Here is a 20,225-nt window from a genome sequence, read left to right on the forward strand (position 1 = left end):
CGTCGTCATGGGCTCCGACTCGGACTGGCGCGTCATGAGCGACGCCTCGCAGATCCTCACCGACCTCGGCGTCCCGCACGAGGTCGAGGTGGTGTCCGCGCACCGCACGCCCGACAAGCTCATGCGGTACGCCCGCGAGGCCCGCGGGCGCGGGCTGCGCGTCATCGTGGCCGGCGCCGGGGGTGCCGCGCACCTCCCCGGCATGCTCGCGTCGATGACCGCGCTCCCGGTCGTCGGCGTCCCGGTGCAGCTCGCCACGCTGGACGGCATGGACTCGCTCCTGAGCATCGTGCAGATGCCGGCGGGGATCCCGGTCGCGACGGTGTCGATCAACGGCGCGAAGAACGCCGGGCTCCTGGCCGCGCGCATCATCGGCGCGGCGGACTCCGGCCTCGGCGACCGGATCGAGCAGTACGCCCGCGACCTCGAAGCGCAGGTCGAGGAGAAGAACCGGCGGCTCAAGGAGTCCCTGTGAGCATCGCGCCGCCGCGCCGGCAGGCGCCCGCGCCGGCCGCAGCCGCGCGCCACCTCGTCGAGGAGCGCCCGCTGCGGCATCCCGACCAGTCCTCGCGCGCCATGATGACCCGACGCGGCTGGTGGCTGGTCGTGCTGAACTTCCTCATCCCGGGGTCCGCGCAGGCGGTGGCGGGGAATCGGCGCCTCGGGCGCATCGGCCTGGGCGCGACGCTCGTGCTCTGGCTGGGGCTGGTCCTCGCCGTGCTGTTCGCGCTGCTGGCCCCGATGGCCGGCATCAGCCTCATCACCGGCGCGTGGCTCCCCGATTGGCTGAGCCTGCTGCGCGGGGTGCCGCTTCTGGTCGTCCAGGGCGCGATGTACGCGTACGGCGTGCTGTGGGTCTGGCTGACCATCGACACCCTGCGCCTGGTGCGGCTGGTCAAGACGGGGCCGATCGCGCGCTTCGGCATCGCGCTGCTCGGCGTGGTGCTGCTCGTGGTCTCGGGCGGTGCTGCTGCGTACGCGGGGACGAGTGCCGGCGCGGCACGAGACGCCCTGGGCGCGATCTTCGGCGCGAGCGGGCCGAGCGTCCCGCCTTCCGACGGCTACTACAACATCCTGCTGCTCGGCGCCGACAGCGGCGAGGGACGCGACTCGATGCGGTTCGACAGCATCTCGGTGGTGTCGGTGAACGCCGAGACCGGTGCGACCACGATCACCGGCATCCCGCGCGACATGCCCCACTTCCCGTTCTCGGACGGCCCCATGAAGGAGCTGTACCCCGACGTGCACCAGGGGTACGCCGACCCCACCTGCGGGTGGACCAGCGCCATCAACCAGCTCAACACCGAGGTGGAGGTGTGCCGCGACGGCGACGCGCTGTACCCGGATGCGCGCGCGAACGGGTCGACGCCGGGCGTCGAGGCGACCAAGGACGCCGCCGAGGGGATCCTCGGGATCGAGATCCCGTACTACGTCTTCATCGACATGGACGGCTTCGCGGCGCTCATCGACGCCCTGGGCGGCGTCGACATCACCGTCGAGGAGCGGCTGCCCAAGGGCGGCGGCCCCGCGTACGACGGCCAGCCGGTCGACGACTGGGCGATCGGCTGGATCGAGGCGGGCCCGCAGCACATGGACGGCGACACCGCGCAGTGGTACGCCCGGTCGCGCTACACCACGAGCGACTTCGACCGCATGAAGCGCCAGCGTCAGCTGCAGGAGGCGATCCTCGCGCAGTTCACGCCGCAGGTCGTGCTCACGCGGTTCCAGGACATCGCCGCGGCGGGGACGAACCTCGTCGAGACGGACCTGCCGCAGTCGCTCATCCCCGCGCTGGCGGACCTGGCGCTGAAGGCCCAGGAGCAGGAGGTCACGACGATCGAGCTGACCCCCGAGGGCGGCATCGACGAGAGCGACCCCGACTACGCCTACATCCGCGAACTGGTGCAGCAGGCGCTGCACCCGCCGACCCCGACACCTGAGCCGTGACCGCGATCCTCCGCGTCATGCTCGACCAGGTCGCGTCGCCCACGGATGCCGACCTCGCCGTCGCGGCGCGCGACCTCACGCGGGCGCTCATCGCGGTCGCACCCGACGGCTGCGCGGTCGAGGGCATCGCGCCGTCGGGCGGCGCCGGCGATCCGTCCGCGATCCCCGGCCTCGTCGACGTGCGCCGCACAACCCTCGCGCGGCGCGAACTGGCCACCGCGCTGCAGATGGGCGTGGCGACGGGCATCGGCGGCGGCATGATCCACGCGCCGACCCTGATGGCGCCGCTCGTGCGCCACGACCGCGTCCACGATCACGATCAGACGGTCGTGACGGTGTGGGACCTGCGCCCGTGGGAGGCACCCGCCGAGCTTCCCAAGCCGGTCGTCACGTGGCATCGCGCGATGCTCAAGCGGGCTGCCAAGCACGCCGATGCGGTCGTCGTCCCGACCCACGCGATCGGGGAGCGCCTGTCGGGTCTCGCGCGGCTCGGCGGCCGCGTGCGGGTCATCGCGGGCGCGCCGGCGATCGACCTCGCCGTGCCGCGCGACGAGGTCGGGCGCCGGCGCTCGCTGGGGCTGCCGGAGGGCTTCGTCCTGCTGGCGGGCGGCCCGATGCCCTCGGACGCGCTCGCGGTCGGCTTCCGCGCCGTCGCGGCATCCGGCATCGACATCCCGATCGTGGTGATCGATGTGGCCGAGGGCCTCGAGCCCGCCGTGGCCGAACTCGCCGTCGCCGCGGGCATCCCGGAGCGTCGTGTCCACGTGCGCGGCGTCCTCGACACCCACGATCGCGGCGCGGTGTTCGGGGCCGCGCTCGCACTCCTCGCCCCGTCCCGGCGCTCCGCGTTCCCCTGGCGCGTGGTCGACGCGCTCGCTCTCGGCGTTCCCGTCGTCGCGTCCGACTCGGCGGTGCACGCCGACGTCGTCGTCGACGGCGGGATGCTGGTGGACTCCGCCGACGCGGACCGCCTCGCCGAGGGCATGGGCTCGGCGCTCGCCGAGGCGCTGGCCACGACGAAGGCCGCCGAGCGGTGGGCGGTGCTCGCCGGAGACCGGGGCCGGGTGTTCTCCTGGCACAGCGCGGCCGAGAGGGTGTGGCAGCTGCACGCGGACCTCTGACCGGCCGTCCCCCGCGGGGCCGGCGCCGGTGTCAGGCGGGAGCGCCGCCCTCGCGCGCGACGTAGTCCGTCAGGCGCTCGTCCTGCGGCGGCGGCTCGAATCCCGCCGCGGTGATCTTGGCGAGGTCGAGCACGCTGTTCGCGGGGCGCGGCGCGACCGGCGAGGTCGCGCCGGCGAAGTAGGCCGCGGTGGTGGTGCCGGTCACCCGCGACGGGTCGTGTCCGGACAGTTCGTACACGCGGCGGGCGACGTCCGCCCAGGTGGTGGGTTCGCCTGCTGAGGTGAGGTTGTAGGTGCCGTGCGGGGCGCCGGAGTCCAGAAGATGGCGGATGCCGCGGGCGATGTCGTCGGTGAAGGTCAGTCGCCCCGTCTGGTCGTCGACCACCGACGGGTCGACCCCGCGCTGGGCGAGGGAGAGCATGGTGCGCACGAAGTTGCGGCCCTCGCCGATGACCCAGGAGGTGCGGACGATGTAGTGCCGGGGGACGGTGGTGACGACCTGGTCTCCGGCGGCCTTGGTCTGGCCGTAGACGCCCAGCGGGCATTCGGGGTCGTCCTCGCGGTAGGCGCGGTCGAGGGTGCCGTCGAACACGTAGTCGCTGGAGACGTGGACGAGGGTGATGCCGTTCTCGGTGCAGATGCGGGCGAGCCCGGCGACGGCTGCGACGTTCGCCTTCCAGGCGTGCGCGCGGCCTTCGGGGGTCTCGGCGGCGTCGACGGCGGTGTGGGCGGCGGCGTTGACGATGACGCCGTAGTCGCGCCATCGGCGGGCAGAGGCGAGGTCGGGGGAGGTGATGTCGAGGTCGGCCCGCGTCGCGTATTCGACGGACGCCTCGTCGCCGAGCTCCGCCCGCAGCGCACGGCCGAGCTGTCCGTTCGCACCGAGCACGAGCGTCTTGCGGGGCCGCATCGGGACGACGTCGGCCAGGCGCGGATGCGCGAGGTCCTTCGCCGAGATCTCGACGTCCGCCAGCGGTATCGGCCAGTCGACGGCGCTGGTCTCGTCGGCGAGGTTGAGGAACGTGTAGGCGGCGTCGGGGGACCAGTGGTCGTTGACGAGGTACACGTAGGCGGTGTCGGGCGCGAGGGTCTGGTAGGCGTTGCCGACGCCGCGGGGGACGAAGATCGCGCGCGACGGGTCGAGTTCGGCGGTGTACACGGCGCCGAAGGTCGGCCCCTCGCGCAGGTCGACCCAGGCTCCGAAGATCCGGCCGGTGGCGACCGAGACCCACTTGTCCCAGGGTTCGGCGTGGATGCCGCGGGTGGTGCCGACGGCGTCGTTGAACGAGATGTTGTTCTGGACGGGGCCGAAGTCGGGCAGACCCGCGGCGGTCATCTTCTCGCGCTGCCAGTTCTCCTTGAACCAGCCGCGGGCGTCACCGTGCACGGGCAGATCCCACACCAGCAGGCCGGGGATGGGCGTCTCGGCGGAGGCGAGGGGCTTGCCGAACATGGCGTCGGCCTCGGGCACGGTCACTGTCCCTTCGTCGCGTAGAAGGCCTCGGTCGCGTCCTTCGCCGGGGCCCACCACGCCTCGTTCGTCCGGTACCACTCGATCGTCGCCGAAAGGCCCGCTTCGAAGTCGCGGTAGCGCGGCCGCCAGCCCAGCTCGGTGCGCAGCTTGGCGGAGTCGATCGCGTACCGCAGGTCGTGCCCGGCCCGGTCGGTGACGTGGTCGTAGGCGTCGGCGGGCTGCCCCATGAGGGTGAGGATCAGCTCGACGACCTCCTTGTTGCTCTTCTCGCCGTCGGCGCCGATGAGATAGGTCTCGCCGGTGACGCCGCCCTCGAGGATCGTGAGGACGGCCGAGGAGTGGTCGTCCGCGTGGATCCAGTCGCGCACGTTCTCGCCGGCGCCGTACAGCTTGGGGCGGATGCCGCGCAGCACGTTCGTGATCTGCCGGGGGATGAACTTCTCGACGTGCTGGTACGGGCCGTAGTTGTTGGAGCAGTTCGAGATGGTCGCCTGGACGCCGAAGGAGCGCACCCAGGCGCGCACGAGCAGGTCGGAGCCGGCCTTGGTCGAGGAGTACGGCGACGACGGATTGTAGGGCGTCGTCTCGGTGAACCTGGCCGGGTCGTCGAGCTCGAGGTCGCCGTACACCTCGTCGGTCGAGATGTGGTGGAACCGTGTTCCGTGACGGCGGGCGGCCTCCAGCAGCGTGTACGTGCCGACGATGTTGGTGTCCAGGAACGGTCGCGGATCGTTCAGCGAATTGTCGTTGTGGCTCTCCGCGGCGTAGTGCACCACGGCGTCCACACCGGCGAACAGCTCGTCCACCAGGGGCGCGTCGGCGATGTCGCCGCGGACGAACCGCACCCGATCCTCGGGGAGGCCCGCGAGAGAGGCGAGGTTGCCGGCGTAGGTGAGCTTGTCGAGCACCGTGACGTGGTCGTCGGTGTGCGAGACGACGTGGTGCACGAAGTTCGATCCGATGAACCCAGCCCCGCCGGTGACCAGCAGCCGCCGCATCAGCGCCCCCGCTCGAGCAGCTCGAGGAGGTACCGGCCGTAGCCGGACTTCACCAGCTTGTCCGCGCGGGCGCGCAGCTGGTCGTCGGTGAGGAACCCCTGACGCCAGCCGATCTCCTCGGGGGAGCCGATCTTCATCCCGGTGCGCCGCTCGATCGTCCGGACGTACTCGGCGGCATCCGTCATCTGGTCGAACGTCCCGGTGTCCAGCCACGCCGTGCCCCGCGGCAGGACCTCGACACGCAGCTTCCCGCGCTCCAGATACGCCCGGTTCACATCCGTGATCTCGTACTCCCCGCGCGCGGACGGCGAAAGACCCCGGGCGATCTCGATCACATCGTTGTCGTAGAAGTACAGCCCCGGCACGGCGTAGTTGCTCTTCGGCGCCGCGGGCTTCTCCTCCAGCGACACCGCACGACCGGACTGGTCGAACTCGATCACGCCGTACGCCTGCGGATCGGCGACCCAGTACGCGAAGATCGCACCCCCGTCCACGTCCGCGAAGCGCTGCAGCTGGGTGCCCAGACCCGGCCCGTACAGCAGGTTGTCACCCAGGACCAGCGCGACCCTGTCATCGCCGATGAAGTCCGCGCCGATCGTGAACGCCTGCGCCAGCCCGTCCGGCGAAGCCTGCTGCGCGAACGTGATGTCGACGCCGAACTGCGACCCGTCGCCCAGCAGCCGCTCGAACGACGCGGCGTCGTGCGGCGTCGTGATCACCAGGATCTCGCGGATGCCCGCGAGCATCAGCGTCGACAGCGGGTAGTACACCATCGGCTTGTCGTACACCGGGACCAGCTGCTTCGACACACCCAACGTGATCGGATGCAGACGCGTCCCAGAACCCCCCGCAAGGATGATGCCCTTCAATACAGATCCCCTCCGTCAGCAAGAGCGCGGTCCCCCCATTCTCTAGCAGATCCGCGTTTCGGCGACATGACGTCGACCGAGACGACCCGCCGCGATCGGAGGCCGTGTCGCTCCCGCGGAATCCGGCAGAGTGTTGTATGCATCCGTCACTTCCGCCACACTGATCACATGGTCCCCATCCTTGGCGCCGCTGCGGAGCGCGTGTGATCCGGCTCGTCCACGCCGTCACCGGGCTGCTCGCGATCGTCGCCGCGCTGATCGTGGCGCCCGCGGCGCAGGCGCAGCCCGCCGCGGCGTCGGGGTCCGTCGTCCAGACGTCGCTGGCCGGCTTCAGCGCGGGCGACATCATCAGCGACGCCGTCTTCTTCGACGACGGGGCGATGACCGAGGCGCAGATCCAGAAGTTCCTCGAGGCGCAGGTGCCCACGTGCCGGTCGGGCTACACCTGCCTGAAGGACTGGTACGACACGTCCCGCTCGACGTCGGCGGACGCGATGTGCGGTGCGTACAGCGGCGGATCGAGCGAGCGCGCCTCGCGCATCATCTACAAGGTGGCGCAGGCGTGCGGGATCAACCCGCGGGTGATCCTGGTGACGCTCCAGAAGGAGCAGGGACTGGTCACGCACACGTGGCCGAGCGAGTGGCGCTACACGATCGCGATGGGCCAGGGCTGTCCCGACACCGCCGCCTGCGACGAGAAGTACTACGGATTCTTCAACCAGGTCTACGGCGCGGCGTGGCAGTTCAAGCGCTACGCCAACCCGCCCGGCACGAGCCAGTACTTCACGTGGTACGCGCCGAAGAACACGTGGAACGTCCTCTACAACCCGGACAGATCATGCGGATCGTCCCCGGTGTACATCAGCAACCAGGCGACGGCGAACCTCTACTACTACACGCCCTATCAGCCCAACGCCGCAGCGCTGAAGGCCGGCTACGGCGAGGGCGACGGATGCTCGGCGTACGGCAACCGCAACTTCTACAACTACTTCACCGACTGGTTCGGGTCGACGCAGTCGGCCGCACCGCCGGCGACGGACACGCCCTTCGTCGACGTCTCGTCGGAGCCGTCGTCTCCGGTGTTCAACACCTTCGCCAGTGACATCGTGTGGTTGGCGGATCAAGGGATCTCCGAAGGCTGGACCGTCGCTGGCGGATGGCGGGAGTTTCGCCCGCGGATGGCGGTGAAGCGGGACGTCATGGCGGCGTTCCTATACCGAATGGCGGGAAGCCCGGATTTCGACGTGCCGAGGGTGTCTCCATTCACGGATGTCAGCAGCGCGCAACCCTTCTACGAGGAAATCGCCTGGCTCGCGGCCTCCGGAATCAGCACGGGTTGGACGACGTCGGCGGGAAGTCGTGAGTTCCGACCGAACGCATCCGTCAGCCGGGAGGTCATGGCAGCGTTCTTGTACCGATACGCGGGCGAACCGGAATGGACGAGTCCCGACGAGTCACCCTTCGTCGACGTGGATACGAACGACACGTTCTACAGGGAGATCTCGTGGCTGGCGGGTTCCGGCGTGAGTGCGGGGTGGAGCAGGACAGACGGCGGGCGGGAGTTCCGACCGACGAGCGTCGTCAACCGCGACGTCATGGCCGCGTTCCTTCATCGCCTGTACTTGCTGCAGAATCCGTTCGTCGACGTGTCGAGCGACACCGAATCGCCGGTCTATAGCGTGTTCGCGGCCGACATCGCGTGGCTCGCGTCGGAGGGAATCTCCGAGGGCTGGACGCGTGGTGACGGCGCGCGAGAATACCGGCCCACCCGACCCGTGCTGCGCGAGGCGATGGCCGCCTTCCTCTACCGGCTCGCGGGCGAGCCAGAGTTCGTCGCGCCCGCGGAGTCGCCGTTTGTCGACGTGCCGGTGACGTGGTCGTTCTACAGAGAGATCAGCTGGCTCGCGGCATCCGGCATCAGCGAAGGGTGGACGCTTGAGGACGGCACCCGGGAGTTCCGTCCGGCCGAATCGGTCCGGCGCGATGTGATGGCAGCGTTCCTCTATCGGTTCGCGGGCTCGCCCGAGTTCGATCCGCCCGAGGCCTCACCCTTCGTCGACGTGCCCGTGAGCAGCCCGTTCTATGCGGAGATCTCGTGGCTCGCAGCGACGGGCATCAGTACGGGCTGGCAGCGGGACGACGGGCTCTTCGAGTTCCGGCCGACGGCCGCTGTGAATCGCGACGTCATGGCCGCGTTCCTCCACCGCCTGGACGCGGTGATGGCGGGGTGACGGTGGCGATCGCCTAGACTGAGTCGTCGAATCCGCGGCGGATCACGTCGCGCGTGCCAAGAACTGCGAGAACGTGTCAGACACCAGAGATCTCTTCGCCGGCGTGCCCAGGTCCGAGTTCAGCACCCCCGGAACCAGCCGCGGTCTGCTCGACGTGATCCGATGGCACTACCTCTTGCGACTGCTCGTGCGCACCGGGGTGACAACCCGATACCGCAACTCGTTGCTCGGGTGGACCTGGTCCTATGTCCGGCCAGCCGCTCAGTTCGTTGTGTTCTGGGTGGTTCTCGGATTGTTCCTCGCGCTCGAACGGGGCATTCCGAACTACGCGGTGTACCTCTTTTCGGGGATCGTCATCATCAATCTGTTCACCGAGGCTTTCAAGAACGCGACGACCTCGATCGTGGGCAACGCGGCGCTGGTCCGCAAGGTGTATCTGCCGCGGCAGCTGTTTGGGGTGTCGGCGGTGATCGTCGCCTTCGTTCACTTCCTTCCTCAGGTGGTGCTCCTGCTGGTCGTGTGCATTGTGATGGGCTGGATCACGCAGGTGTCGCTCCTCGGAATCGCCGCGATCTTCGCCGCCGTCATCATCGTCATGCTCCTGGCCTTCGGCCTCGGACTGTTCTTCGGTGCGCTCAACGTGAGATATCGCGACGCGGAGAACATCGTGGAGCTGCTGCTATTGCTCGTCACGTGGGCATCCCCCGTTCTGTACTTCTGGACCATGGTCGCCGACGTTCTGCCTGGATGGCTTACCGAGGTGTACATGCTCAATCCGATCACGCAGGCGGTGGAGCTGTTCCATTTCGCGTTCTGGCGACCGGTCACCGCCGGCTCCGCTTCACTGGCCGATCTGCCGGTCCCGCCCGGACTCGCAATGAACTCCGCGCTCGCTTTCGTCGTCTGCCTATCGACGATTCTGATCGGACAGTTCGTCTTCCGCCGCCTGGAAGGAAGGTTCGCGCAGGACCTATGAGTGAGATCCTTAACTCCCGACGTCCCAGCGTGATCGTCGAAGACGTCCACAAGCGATTCACGCTCAATCACGCGCACTCCTTCAAGGACACCGTCGTCAGCTGGGTGCGCCGCAAGAAGACGACGAGTACGTTCGAGGCGCTCAAAGGCATCGATCTCGTCATCGACGAGGGGCAGTCCGTGGCGATTCTCGGCTTCAACGGATCGGGGAAGTCCACGCTGCTGAAGTTGCTCTCGGGCGTCATGAAGCCCGACGCGGGGAGCGTGCTCACGCGGGGTCAAGTCGCGGGGCTCATCGAGGTAGGTGCGGGCTTTCATCCCGAGCTTTCGGGCCGGGAGAACGTCTTCCTCAACGCCGCGATCCTCGGCATGAGCAGGAGCCAGATCGAGGAACGATACGACGACATCGTCGCCTTCAGCGAGATCGGCGACTTCATCGACCAGGAGGTCAAACACTACTCGTCGGGCATGTTCATGCGCCTCGCGTTCTCGGTCGCCATACACGTCGATGTCGACGTCCTGCTCGTCGACGAGATCCTCTCGGTGGGAGACGCGCCGTTCCGGGCGAAGTGCCGGGGCAAGTTCGACGAGCTCATCGCCGCGGGCAAGACCCTCGTTATCGTGAGCCACGACATGGAGATGGTCCGCGAGCTATGCACGCGCGCCGTGGTTATCCGCAAGGGCACGGTCGTCTTCGACGGCGACGTTGAGGAAGCCATCGATGCGATTGCGGCCTGAACGGCGGCTCGCGCCTTTGGGTGGGAGTGCCATGCTTCGGGACGGTGGCCCGGGCATGAGCCGGTAGAATCGATCGACATGCGGCTATTCATCCAGATCCCGTGCCTGAACGAGGAGAACACCCTTCCCCTCGTGCTCGGCTCGATGCCGAAGCAGATCGACGGTGTCGATGAGATCCATATCGTCGTCGTCGATGACGGATCGACCGACCGCACCGTCGAGGTGGCGCGCGAACTCGGTGTGGAGCACTTCGTGTTCCACACCCGCAACATGGGACTGGCGCGCTCGTTCCGCGACGGGATCGACTACGCGCTTCAGCACGGTGCCGACATCGTCGTCAACACGGACGGCGACAACCAGTATCCGCAGGAGCGAATCGCCGATCTCGTTCAGCCGATCCTCCGCGGCGACGCGGACGTCGTGATCGGTGACCGCCAGACCAAGACCATCGAGCACTTCTCGCCGTTCAAGAAGTTGATGCAGGGAGTGGGCAGCGGAGTCGTGAACTTCGCCGCAGAGACGAAGCTCCCCGACGCCGCGAGCGGCTTCCGTGCCTACTCGCGCGAATCACTCATCCGGCTGAACATCGTCACCGAGTTCAGCTACTGCATGGAGACGATCATCCAGGCGGGCAACAAGCGCCTTCGGATCGCGAGCGTCCCGGTCAAGACCAACCCCAAGACCCGCGAGTCGCGGCTGTTCAAGAACATCTTCCAGCACATGGGTCGGTCGGGTCAGGCGATCATGCGTAGCTACATCATGTTCAAGCCGCATGTTGTCTTCCTGACCCTCGCCGTCCTCTTCTTCATCGGCGCAGCCATCCCGTTCGGGCGCTTCCTCATCCTCACGTGGATGGGCATCGCGGGCGATCACATCCAGTCCCTCATCTTCGGCAGCGCGATGCTCGTGGGGGCCCTCCTGAGCCTCGCGCTCACCGTCATCTCCGACATGCTGCGAACGAATCGGACGCTGCTCGAGGATTCGCTCGAGCGCATCAAGCAGCTTCAGTACGCACCGGAGAACCGGCTCGACCCCAACTCCGAGCGCCTCGTCGACGCGGCGCGGCATCCCTCTCTCGCGGTTAGCATGGATGCCGTCATCGCGCAGCACCCGCCCTCGGATGCGGCCTCGACTCGGGAGTCTGCGCGGGCCTGACCCGATCGGAACCCACACGTCATCTCCCCTTGAAAGGCCCGTCACCTGTGCGCTCCCTTGCTCCAATCGAGTTGCCGCGTAGCCTGAAGCGAAGTACGGAAGCCCCTCTCAGTAGCGCCGGGCCCGAGTGGTGGTGGCGGTGGGTTGCGGCGATCTCGGTGATCGCATGCATCGCGATGCACGCGATCTCATCGATCTCCGCCACTGCGCCGCGCACTCCCTGGGATGAGAACGGCATCCTCCAGATGGCGCGGATCATCCTCGGCGAGCAGGTCTCGACCATGTCGTTGAGCGGCTACTACCCGGGGACGTCCTTCCTCATCGCTCCGATCTGGCTGCTCACGCAGGACCCGGCGACGGTGTACCGAGCGTCGAACATCCTGCTCAACATCGTCGCCCTGTCTGCCATCATCCCGCTCGCACTGATCGCTCGCCGGATCGGGCTCACGACAGCGAAGGCCGTGACCGTCGCCGCGATCACGATGATGCTCCCCAGTCGCATCGGCGTCGCGGACTACGTGCTCTCCGAGCAGCTCCTCACCACCCTCGTCATCTGGGCAACGTTCGCGGCGTTCGCGGTGTGGAAGAACCCGACGCTGCTCAACGGGGCGCTCTTCTCTCTTGCGGTGGTCGGCGCATACCTCGCGCACGCTCGAGCGCTCGTTTTCGTAGCGGTGGCCGGTGTGTGGCTTGTTCTCTTCGTGCGCCGGAGGTGGCAGGTCTCGCTCGTCGGGCTCGGCGTCCTCGTGCTCGGGGCGATCGCGGTGCGCGCCGTGTCGCGCGCAATCAACGCGCAACTCATCCCGGGTGGCTTCCGGCAGGAGGCGGGGTTCCTGGGCAAGCTCACCAGCGCGCCGGCGGACGATCTCCTGCGAATCGCGCTGAACCAGACGTGGGTGCAGCTCGTCGGCACCTCGGGGCTGATCGCGATCGGCGCAGTCGTGCTCACCGTATGGGTGGTGCGCGACCTCCGCTCGTGGCAGGTCGGCCCGGCCGGATTCGTGGTGGGCACGGCTTTCGGCGCGGTGATGATGTCCGTGATCGCGTGGGGAGGATCGAAGTTCCTCGAGACGACCCCCTATCGCTTCGACGTCTGGGTCTACAGCCGCTATATCGACCCGTTCGTCGTCGTCGTCGTGCTGATCGCGCTGGTCGCGATCGTGCGTGGCGTCAGCATCTCTGTCGTCGCCGTCGCGGCGGGCGGCAGTGTCGCTGTCATCCTGCCGGTGCTGTTCTGGGTGGCTCCGTGGGTGCCGACATGGGGCCTGACAGACGGCCCGGCGAACGTCGCCGCGATCGAGCAGTGGCGTCGATTCTGGCCGGCTGGTCCGTTCGACTGGCCGCTCGTCCCCACTCTCACCAACCAGAACAGCTTCTGGCTGCTCGCCTCTCTTTGGGTTCTCGGAGTCCTTACGGCGATCGCGCTCCTGCGCCGGAGGCCCCGCATCTTCACGACCGTCGCGCTCGCCGTGTCGATCGTGGTGGCACTCGCAGCGAACCCCGAGCAGTACCGCGACTACCCGGACGGCCTCACGGCTGCGCTCGAGAGCGTCGAGGACGGCGGGGAGCTGCTGCCGGTCGACTTCTATTTCGAGCGGTGCGATTCGTCTCTCGCGGTTCACCAAGCCCGCAACTGGGTGGGCTACTGGTTCGCCCCGCGCGAGGTCACCGTGGTCCGCGGCGACGAACCGTTCGACAGCGACCTCGTGGTGGCCTGCGGCGACTTCTCCGCTGAGCGCGGTGTCGACGCGCTCGTCGTCGAAGGCGATCCCGACTACAACAGCTTCCGGCTCTGGGTCTTGCCCGGTGAGTTGCAGGACCAACTCCTGGAGCGCGGTCTCCTCGAGGAGCCCGACGCAAGTTGAGCGCCCGTGGCTCCGCCGCGAGCCGCGCCGCGGAGCGCCCAGCGGCAACACCAGTTGTCACCGGTCGGGGCGCGGCACACATGCGCCATTCCGTAGGACCTTGGTCCCCTTTGCCCCGACTCCTAGCCGCGTATACTCATCGGCGTTGTTCCCTGCGCCCGTCGGCCCGAAAGCGGTAACCGCGCTGAGCAACTCCCGTCTCTGATTCCCGTCGCCTGGACGATGGGGCACCCTGATCCCGAGGTGATCTCCTTGCCGCGCGCCCGCATCCAGCAATCCTCAGTCCGTCGAGACATCGTCATCACGGCCCTGTTCGCGATCATTGCGATCGTGGCGACCGCCGTGGCTCCGGCCGCAGCGTCCCCCGCGCGCGCCGCGACCACGCAGTCAATCTCGGGCACGGTTTCCCTGCCGAGCTCGATCCCCGCCGAAGCGCTGCAGGCGATTACCGTCGTCGCCTCACCGACCTTTACGGGTTGGGCCGACAGCTCATCGGTCGACGAGCACGGCTCCTACGCGATCGCGGGTCTTGAACCAGGCGAGTACCGTGTCGAGTTCCAGGTCGGGACCTACTGGGACGGAACCCAGGATGTGACACCGAGTCTCGTCGGCGAGTACTACGATGACGCCTCAGGCTGGGATGACGCCACGTTGGTGGACATTGCCACGGGTGACGCGACCGGTATCGACGCTGCTCTCGAGGTCGGCTATTCGATCACCGGTCACATCGCACTGCCTGCGGGCGCGCCCGCCGAGTGGATGCAGGGCGTCACCGTGTCCGCATCCTCGGACAGCGGTGCTTACGGCTATGGCTACCCCGACAGCACCGGAGCCTACGAGATTGCGGGACTGCCCGCCGACGCGTACCGGGTCGAGTTCCAGGTCAACAGCTACTGGGATGACATCGACGGTGACGTCACACCGAATCTGGTCGCCGAGTACTACGACGACACCGTCGATTGGGGATCGGCATCCCTCATCGAGCTCGACGCCGACGTGGCGGACATCGACGCGACGCTCGAGTCCGGACGCACGATCTCCGGACGGGTGACACTCCCCGACGACGCGCCCGCGGAGTGGATGCAGACCATCAGCGTGTCGGCCAGCTCCGTGTATGGATCTGGACACGGCTACGCGTCGGTCGACGCAGACGGCGCCTATGCGATCACCGGGCTCCCGATCGGTGCCTACCGCGTCGAGTTCCGTGCGGGCGGTACCTACATCGATGAGGACGGCAACTCGCAGATGCCGAATCTCGTCTCCGAGTACTGGGACGATGCGCTGGACTGGAATGCCGCGACCGACATCGACCTCAACGCAGGGGATGCAACCGGCATCGACGCAACGCTCGAGGAGGGGCGCACGATCTCCGGAACGGTGACGCTCCCAGACGGCGCACCCGCCGAATGGATGCAGGCCATCAGCGTCTCCGCCAGTTCTACGGCCGGATACATGTACTACACGGCCTCGGTCGACTCGGATGGCGGATACACGATTTCCGGGCTGCCGGACGGAGACTATCTCGTCGAGTTCCGGGGCGACACGTACTGGGATCCGAGCTTGGGCGAGGTCAGCACCAACCTGGTGACGCAGTACTTCGACTCGGCAGGCAGCCGAGAGGATGCGTCGCCGGTCGACGTGTCTGCCGGTGACCAGACGGGTGTCGATGCCGCGATGGTTCTCGGCCGGAGCATCAGCGGGACCGTCGCCATTCCGGCGGATGCCCCGGCTGAGTGGATGCAGGACGTTTCGGTGTCGGCGTTTACTCCCAGCGGCGAGACCATCGCATACGGCGAAGTCGATTCGGAGACCGGAACGTTCGAGATTCAGCGCCTGGGTAGCCGGGAATATGTACTCCGTTTCGAGGCTTGGGGCGCGGCGAATCTAGCCACCGAATACTTCGACGACGCCGCGAGCCTGGACGAAGCAACCCCTATCACCGTCGGTGACTCTGACGTCACGGGAGTGACTGTGGAACTCGGATACGGGGCTGCGATCGACGCAACCGTCGACCTGTCGGCGGTCAACGCGCACGGCGCGGAGGGCGTGAGTTTCCTCCTTCTGGGACTCGACGGCGGATCCCGGGGTGGGTTCGGCGGGGACGGCATCCGCGACGAGATCGAAACCTCCTGGCGCAACCTCACCCCGGGCTCGTACCGCCTCGCCGCGCTGACGACCACATGGGATGCCGACGGGGGTATCGACATCGTCACCTCGCAGTACCTTCGCTTCGAGGATGACGCGTTCATCGAACTCGCCGCCGGCGAGGAGTACACCGGAACGCTCGTCGCCCGCGCGGTCGACTCGGTGATGGAAGGCTCCATCTCGACGGAAGGCTTCCCGGCATCGGCCGAGGGCAAGGTGCTCGGCAGCGCGATTGTCTACGAGAAGCTCGAGGGCGAATGGATTCCGGTGCCCGAGCTCTTTGCGAACGCGGGCTCGACGGCGCCCACGGAGTTCTCCTTCCGTCTTCCGGAGGGGACGTACACGGTCGGGTTCGAGAACGATCGCACCGACCCCGAGGTCGGCGGTGTGTCCGAGGAGTGGTGGAACGGCCAAGATCGTCTCTCGAACGCCGACGAGATCGCAATAGCCTCCGGCGTGACTCGAGGAGGAATCGACGGGACGCTTCGCCCGGCGGGCTACGTGCCGCCGGTCTATCCGCCATCGAGCCCGCACGGTGTCGTTGCCGACCCCGGCGATGGGAAAGCGCTCGTGTCGTGGGAGGCGCCGACCACGGATGGCGGCGCGACGATCTCCGGCTACACCGTCAATGCGTTCCCCGGGGGAAAGACCTGGACGACGAGTGGCGCGCTCGAGGTCCTGGTCGATGGACTGGTGAACGGAACCGCGTACACGTTCACGGTGACCGCGACCAACGCGCAAGGCACATCTCCGGCATCCGACCCGGCCGATCCGGTCACACCGGCCACGACACCGATCGCTCCGACCGCGGTAGAAGCAGTCGCGTCGGCCGACAGCGCCACGGTGTCCTGGCAGCCGCCCATTGACGACGGGGGCGCCGTCATCACGGGCTACACGGTGACCGCCTCTCCGGGCGGGCAGACCGCCGCGACCACCGGCGCCACAACCGCGGAAGTGAATGGGCTCACGCCCGGAACGGCCTACACCTTCACTGTGACGGCCTCCAACCGTGTCGGTGGCTCACCCGCGTCCGCGCCTTCGCCCTCGGTAACCCCCGGCGCGACGGACACGACCCCGGGTGTCTCGTTCGTCGATGTGGGTGCGTCGTCGACGTTCTATGACGAGATTAGGTGGCTCGCTTCGGAGGGCATTTCGCGGGGTTGGCCGGATGGCACGTTCCGTCCGTTGAACAGCGTCACGCGGGAGCAGATGGCGGCGTTCTTGTACCGTCTCGCGGGCGAGCCGGACTTCACGGCGCCGGCGGTTTCGCCGTTTCTGGATGTGAAGCCTGGGCACACGTTCTACAAGGAGATCGCCTGGCTGGGGACCACCGGCATCTCGAACGGCTGGATCGTGAGTGGTGGTGCGGAGTATCGTCCGCTGGAGAAGATCACACGTGAGCAGATGGCAGCGTTCCTCTACCGGTTCTCGAGTTCACCCGACTATGTGCCCGCCGGGGGTACTCCGTTCCGGGACGTCGGCGCTGGTTCGACCTTCTACAAGGAGATCCGGTGGTTGGCATCGGAGGGGGTGACCACGGGTTGGGTCGTGGGTGGTGGATGTCGTGAGTTCCGGCCGCTCAGCAAGATCACCCGTGAGCAGATGGCCGCGTTCATGTATCGGATGGAGAACGGCGGGACCGACCCGGTGACCAGCGGGGCCTGCGGAAGCTAGCACCGGACCCGTCGACGCAACCCTGAGGACCTTCGATGAGCGCCGTCAGGGCTTCAACCGATCAGCGCACCTTGGTCGCGGCTTGAGCCGGCCGCGCTCAGCGCTCCGCGCGCGCTTCCAGGTACGGGTCGAGCTTCGGTGCGACCTGCGAGATGACCCACTTGGTGCCGCTGAGGGTGAGATGTCCGTAGTCGAACTGCATCGGCGTCCCGTCGGGCGCGCGAAGGATGCAGTCGCCTCTGGCGCTGCAGAGCACATCGATGACGTCGATGAAGGCGTTCGCGCCCGCGCCTTCTGCCGTGGCCCGTGCCTGCGCGTTTACCTGGTCGCGTTGATGCACTCGTAGTGTGTCGAAGTCGAAGTCGGCTCCGGACTGCACGCTGCGGGCGAGCAGAATCGGCAAGTCGCCGTCGTACTCGACTGCTGGCCCGAAGACGACCGTGCGGACGCCGAGGTCGCCGAGTCTGTCGATCGAGCTCTCGACGGCGGTCAGGGTCTCGCTCTGCCAACGCCCCGCAAGGACGACGAGGTCGATCCCGCCGGAGGGGAGAAGATCGTTCCAGACCCAGTCGCGCAGTTCGAGGCAGTCGTCTTCGCCGCCGCCGCCGAGCAGGCCGAAACATCCGGACGCCGTTGCCTGCATGACGTGGGCATCCGGGTATTCGAGATCCAGCGCGCGCCACCACATCGCCGCGTGCGAATCGCCGACGACCAGGACGTTCAACTGGCCGGGTACAGGGGTTGCGCAGATGTCTTTGTCGTATGTCGCGAACGCGCCATCCTCGCTGCCGCTGAAGAAGCACGTCCCGCGTCGGAACTGTTCGCGGTAGTCGGCGGCTTCGGAGTACTCCGCGGTGGCAGCGATCAGCTCGGAGTCTGTCGACATCGGAACAGCGCTGAAGTGGTAGCGGGTCCATAGGCCGCCCACCGAAGCGCACACTATGAGCACCGCGGTCGCCGGGATGAGTACGCGACGCGGCGAAAGGTTCCGGGCCTGCCTCGTGCGGAACGGCTTCTCGATGAAGGCAGTCGACACGGCCGCAAGCGTGACGGAGATGGCGGCGAGGAGCAGGATTTCGAGCGGGTCCAGGGTGTTCCCCGTGAACGTGCGCCAGAACACGATGACCGGCCAATGCCACAGATAGAGGCTGTAGCTGATGCCACCGATCCAGCGCAGTGGACGAATCTCTAGGGCGCGCCCGACCCAGGTTCCGCCTGCCCATCCGATGAGCAGGGTCGCACCGAGGACGGGCGCGATCGCGACGGCCCCCGGGAAGGGCATGCTTTCGTCGATGAAGAGGACCGAGCCGATCACGATGAGCAGTCCGGCGGACGCGACCCACGCATTCGAGGTTCCCCCGCCGCGGCGTTGCTGCCAGATCGCGAGCAGCGCGCCGGCGCCGAGCTCCCAGGCGCGTGTGGGCAGGAGATAGAACGCGAAGGATGGCGAGACCGGCGTGAGCACGATGCTCGCCACGAGGGAGACCCCCACCAGCATCCCCAGCACAAGGAGCACTCGCTTGCCCATCCAGCGTGCAATCAGGAGAAGGACGAGAGGGAAGATGAGGTAGAACTGCTCTTCGACCGCGAGGGACCACGTATGCAGCAGCGGCTGGCTGCTCGGATCGGCGGCGAAGTAGTCTTCGTTCTGCCAGAAGTAGAAGTTCGAGACAAACAGCGTCGCCGCGAGCACCTGCCGGCCGAGGGCCTCCTGCGCCCCGGACGTCTGCAGGAGCGCTGAGAGCGCGACCACAGTGGCGAGGACGAGCACGAGAGCGGGAAGGATCCGCAGCGCCCTCCGCTTGTAGAAGTCCCAGACCGAGAAGCGTCCCCGGGTCGCCGAATCCGGATCCATCTCCCGCCAGAGGATTCCAGTGATGAGGTATCCGCTGATCACGAAGAAAGTGTCCACGCCGACGAAGCCGCCGTCCACTCCCGAAACGCCGAGATGGAAGAGCACGACCGGGACCACCGCGAGAGCGCGGATGCCGTCGACGTGGGGCAGGTACTTGAGATGACTGGACATCGTCAGCGCGTCCGTCGCATCCACAGCGAACGCATCGTCGGAGTCGCCTTGAGCGCGACGCGGAGGGCACCACGCAGCGGCGGCGCAAACGGCGATCGGGCTGCGCGGGCGATCACTTCGACCACCCGGCGCTGCGAGGGGTTGGTCAGATGCGCGGCGATCTTCGCGGCATCCGAGGCGCGATCGTAGGCGCACAATCGGATGCACCTCTCGGCGAGGATCATCTGCACACCGGCATCCTGAATCGGAATCACGGCGCTCACGCCACCCTCGCGGACCTCGGCCAGGGCGGCGTCGACCGACTGCTCCGTGGGGAGCTTCTGCAGGTGGCGGGCGAGGCTGAGGAACTGCGCCTGCTGCACCACCTTGCCGGCATTGTAGGTGACGCCGTCGCCCTGCACGTGCCGGTCGTAGAGGAACTGCGGCACAGTTGCGAAGGAGCCGAGCTTGTGCAGTCTGAACCCGAGATCCGTGAGCTGGCCTACCGTGAACTCGGCCCGGTAGCCACCCGCTGCGTCGTAGGCCGAGCGGCGCATCATCATCTCGCCGTGCGAGAACGTCGTGACGCCGCCGGTGGCCGTCGCGGCATTCGGGCGAACTTGCTCGATCGCCCCGCTCACCTCATCGATGTTCCTATACCAGCAGCCGACGGCGACGACGTCCGGCCGCTCGTCGAGAAGCGCCACCTGCTGAGCGATCCGCTCCGGATGGGCCACATCGCCCGAACCCTGGATTGCGATGTACTCGCCGTCGGTGCTCGCGATCGCGTCCCGCACGCTGCGGACGAACCCCTTGTTCTGCGGATGTACGACGATCCGCAGCCTCGGATCCTCCCATTCGGCCGCGAGCTCGACCAGCCGGTCTGCCGTGCCGTCGGTCGAGGTGTCGTCGATCACGATGACTTCGAGGTCCGCGAACGTCTGCTGCAAGACGGACTCGATCGTGCGCCGCAGAACGTGCGCGCGGTTGTAGTAAGCGGTGATCACCGAAACCTTGGGCATGCGATC

The 20,225-nt window shown here is 67.5% G+C and carries 14 protein-coding genes; 9 read left to right on the plus strand and 5 right to left on the minus strand.

Features of this window, described 5'->3' with window-relative positions; translation table 11 throughout:
- Nucleotides 1-7: 7 nt before the first annotated feature.
- The 3 genes from purE to HD594_RS08005 are packed head-to-tail and all read left to right on the plus strand — an operon-like array spanning nt 8 to nt 3,068.
- The gene (gene purE / locus HD594_RS07995) at nt 8-475 is read left to right on the plus strand and encodes a 5-(carboxyamino)imidazole ribonucleotide mutase (RefSeq protein ID WP_184752676.1); all 468 of its coding nucleotides are present in this window, start codon (nt 8-10) and stop codon (nt 473-475) included.
- Nucleotides 472-1,947 (plus strand): LCP family protein, encoded by a 1,476-nt coding sequence (locus HD594_RS08000; protein ID WP_271171178.1) that lies wholly within the window; start codon nt 472-474, stop codon nt 1,945-1,947. The genes purE and HD594_RS08000 overlap by 4 nt, the downstream gene beginning before the upstream one ends.
- Complete coding sequence (locus HD594_RS08005; RefSeq protein ID WP_184750437.1) at nt 1,944-3,068, plus strand: glycosyltransferase; 1,125 nt, start codon at nt 1,944-1,946, stop codon at nt 3,066-3,068. The genes HD594_RS08000 and HD594_RS08005 overlap by 4 nt, the downstream gene beginning before the upstream one ends.
- Nucleotides 3,069-3,099: 31 nt before the next feature.
- Here the strand turns inward: HD594_RS08005 and HD594_RS08010 are convergent, their stop codons facing one another.
- Genes HD594_RS08010 through rfbA form a run of 3 tightly spaced genes read right to left on the minus strand, consistent with a single transcriptional unit; the run spans nt 3,100 to nt 6,409 of the window.
- Nucleotides 3,100-4,521: a sugar nucleotide-binding protein gene (locus HD594_RS08010; protein ID WP_184752681.1), complete on the minus strand. Its 1,422-nt coding sequence runs from the start codon at nt 4,519-4,521 to the stop codon at nt 3,100-3,102.
- A 20-nt stretch (nt 4,522-4,541) separates the two neighbouring features.
- Nucleotides 4,542-5,540: a dTDP-glucose 4,6-dehydratase gene (gene rfbB, locus HD594_RS08015; protein ID WP_184750438.1), complete on the minus strand. Its 999-nt coding sequence runs from the start codon at nt 5,538-5,540 to the stop codon at nt 4,542-4,544.
- Nucleotides 5,540-6,409, minus strand: a complete 870-nt coding sequence (gene rfbA / locus HD594_RS08020; protein WP_184750439.1) for a glucose-1-phosphate thymidylyltransferase RfbA — start codon at nt 6,407-6,409, stop codon at nt 5,540-5,542. Before rfbA ends, rfbB begins: the two co-directional genes overlap by 1 nt.
- Nucleotides 6,410-6,612: 203 nt before the next feature.
- Here rfbA and HD594_RS08025 point away from each other — a divergent pair, with 203 nt between their 5' ends.
- From HD594_RS08025 to HD594_RS08050, 6 genes are all read left to right on the plus strand, one after another.
- The gene (locus HD594_RS08025; RefSeq protein ID WP_184750440.1) at nt 6,613-8,640 is read left to right on the plus strand and encodes an S-layer homology domain-containing protein; all 2,028 of its coding nucleotides are present in this window, start codon (nt 6,613-6,615) and stop codon (nt 8,638-8,640) included.
- A 73-nt stretch (nt 8,641-8,713) separates the two neighbouring features.
- A complete protein-coding gene (locus HD594_RS08030) occupies nt 8,714-9,616 on the plus strand; it encodes an ABC transporter permease (protein ID WP_271171177.1) in 903 nt (300 codons plus the stop codon).
- The gene (locus tag HD594_RS08035; RefSeq protein ID WP_184750441.1) at nt 9,613-10,353 is read left to right on the plus strand and encodes an ABC transporter ATP-binding protein; all 741 of its coding nucleotides are present in this window, start codon (nt 9,613-9,615) and stop codon (nt 10,351-10,353) included. Before HD594_RS08030 ends, HD594_RS08035 begins: the two co-directional genes overlap by 4 nt.
- A gap of 78 nt (nt 10,354-10,431) precedes the next feature.
- On the plus strand, nt 10,432-11,508 hold the full coding sequence (locus HD594_RS08040; RefSeq protein ID WP_184750442.1) for a glycosyltransferase family 2 protein: 1,077 nt from the start codon (nt 10,432-10,434) through the stop codon (nt 11,506-11,508).
- Nucleotides 11,509-11,684: 176 nt separating this feature from the next.
- Nucleotides 11,685-13,373 carry a hypothetical protein gene (locus tag HD594_RS08045; protein WP_184750443.1) on the plus strand — a complete coding sequence of 563 codons (1,689 nt, stop codon included), beginning with the start codon at nt 11,685-11,687 and terminating at the stop codon, nt 13,371-13,373.
- 222 nt (nt 13,374-13,595) lie between these two features.
- Complete coding sequence (locus HD594_RS08050) at nt 13,596-17,192, plus strand: carboxypeptidase regulatory-like domain-containing protein (RefSeq protein ID WP_184750444.1); 3,597 nt, start codon at nt 13,596-13,598, stop codon at nt 17,190-17,192.
- 97 nt (nt 17,193-17,289) lie between these two features.
- Here the strand turns inward: HD594_RS08050 and HD594_RS08055 are convergent, their stop codons facing one another.
- Together HD594_RS08055 and HD594_RS08060 are read right to left on the minus strand one after the other, a co-directional pair.
- Nucleotides 17,290-19,242, minus strand: coding sequence for an acyltransferase family protein (locus HD594_RS08055; RefSeq protein ID WP_184750445.1), 1,953 nt, complete (start codon nt 19,240-19,242; stop codon nt 17,290-17,292).
- The gene (locus HD594_RS08060) at nt 19,221-20,219 is read right to left on the minus strand and encodes a glycosyltransferase family 2 protein (RefSeq protein ID WP_246414318.1); all 999 of its coding nucleotides are present in this window, start codon (nt 20,217-20,219) and stop codon (nt 19,221-19,223) included. Before HD594_RS08060 ends, HD594_RS08055 begins: the two co-directional genes overlap by 22 nt.
- Between the last annotated feature and the right edge of the window lie 6 nt (nt 20,220-20,225).

Origin of the sequence: Microbacterium thalassium (assembly GCF_014208045.1) — a bacterium.
GTDB classification, from domain to species: domain Bacteria; phylum Actinomycetota; class Actinomycetes; order Actinomycetales; family Microbacteriaceae; genus Microbacterium; species Microbacterium thalassium.